Here is a 1,797-nt window from a genome sequence, read left to right on the forward strand (position 1 = left end):
CTCGTATGACCTCGGTACGGAATCCTGAAGCTCCAGAAAGGAGGTGTTCCAGCCGCACCTTCCGGTACGGCTACCTTGTTACGACTTAGCCCCAGTCACCAGTTTTACCCTAGGCCGATCCTCGCGGTTACGGACTTCAGGTACCCCCGGCTCCCATGGCTTGACGGGCGGTGTGTACAAGGCCCGGGAACGTATTCACCGCGCCATGGCTGATGCGCGATTACTAGCGAATCCAGCTTCACGGAGTCGGGTTGCAGACTCCGATCCGAACTGAGACGTGGTTTGGGGATTCGCTCCCTGTCGCCAGGTGGCCTCCCTTTGTCCACGCCATTGTAACACGTGTGTCGCCCCGGATGTAAGGGCCGTGCTGATTTGACGTCATCCCCGCCTTCCTCGCAGCTTACGCTGGCAGTCCCACCAGAGTCCTCAGCTTTACCTGTTAGTAACTAGTGGCAAGGGTTGCGCTCGTTATGGCACTTAAGCCGACACCTCACGGCACGAGCTGACGACAACCATGCAGCACCTCGCAAACGGCTATTGCTAGAAAAGGTGTTTCCACCTCGGTCCGAATGCGTTCAAACCCGGGTAAGGTTCCTCGCGTATCATCGAATTAAACCACATGTTCCTCCGCTTGTGCGGGCCCCCGTCAATTCCTTTGAGTTTCACCGTTGCCGGCGTACTCCCCAGGTGGATCACTTAACGCTTTCGCTGTGCCGCTTACAGTGTATCGCAAACAGCTAGTGATCATCGTTTACTGCGTGGACTACCAGGGTATCTAATCCTGTTTGATCCCCACGCTTTCGTGCATCAGCGTCAGTCATGGCTTGGCAGGCTGCCTTCGCAATCGGGGTTCTGCGTGATATCTATGCATTTCACCGCTACACCACGCATTCCGCCTGCCTCAAACATACTCAAGCCCCCCAGTTTCAACGGCAATTCTATGGTTGAGCCACAGACTTTCACCGCTGACTTAAAAGGCCGCCTACGCACCCTTTAAACCCAATAAATCCGGATAACGCTCGGATCCTCCGTATTACCGCGGCTGCTGGCACGGAGTTAGCCGATCCTTATTCATAAGGTACATACAAAACGGGACACGTCCCGCACTTTATTCCCTTATAAAAGAGGTTTACGATCCATAGAACCTTCATCCCTCACGCGACTTGGCTGGTTCAGCCTCTCGGCCATTGACCAATATTCCTCACTGCTGCCTCCCGTAGGAGTTTGGACCGTGTCTCAGTTCCAATGTGGGGGACCTTCCTCTCAGAACCCCTATCCATCGAAGGTTTGGTGAGCCGTTACCTCACCAACTGCCTAATGGAACGCATGCCTATCTATCAGCGATGAATCTTTAGCAAATATCCCCATGCGGGGCCCCTGCTTCATGCGGTATTAGTCCGACTTTCGCCGGGTTATCCCCCTCTGATAGGTAAGTTGCATACGCGTTACTCACCCGTGCGCCGGTCGCCACCCGGTATTGCTACCTGTGCTGCCCCTCGACTTGCATGTGTTAAGCCTGTCGCTAGCGTTCATCCTGAGCCAGGATCAAACTCTTCGTTGTTTAAATTGTTTTTATATCCTCGCTCCGGAATCCGTTATTGTAGTCCAAAGTCATACTTCTTGACGGTATCAATCCGGAAAATTAATTTTCCTATACTTGTACTACTTGTTGAATTATGTAAATCTCTCAAAGAACCCTCTCGCTATCGTTTCTCGATTGCGGCCGCAAAGGTAAGGACTTTTTCTTAACCTCCAAATTTTTCGGTGAAAAATTTTCAAGTTTTTTTTCTCAATCCG

Annotated in this window: 1 rRNA gene; it reads right to left on the bottom strand. The window is 52.1% G+C overall.

The features are described from left to right. Positions 1-36: 36 nt before the first annotated feature. A 16S ribosomal RNA gene (locus tag ABHU32_RS09990) occupies positions 37-1,561 on the bottom strand. Positions 1,562-1,797 lie beyond the last annotated feature (236 nt).

Source organism: Collinsella aerofaciens (assembly GCF_039758965.1).
GTDB lineage: Bacteria > Actinomycetota > Coriobacteriia > Coriobacteriales > Coriobacteriaceae > Collinsella > Collinsella aerofaciens_BR.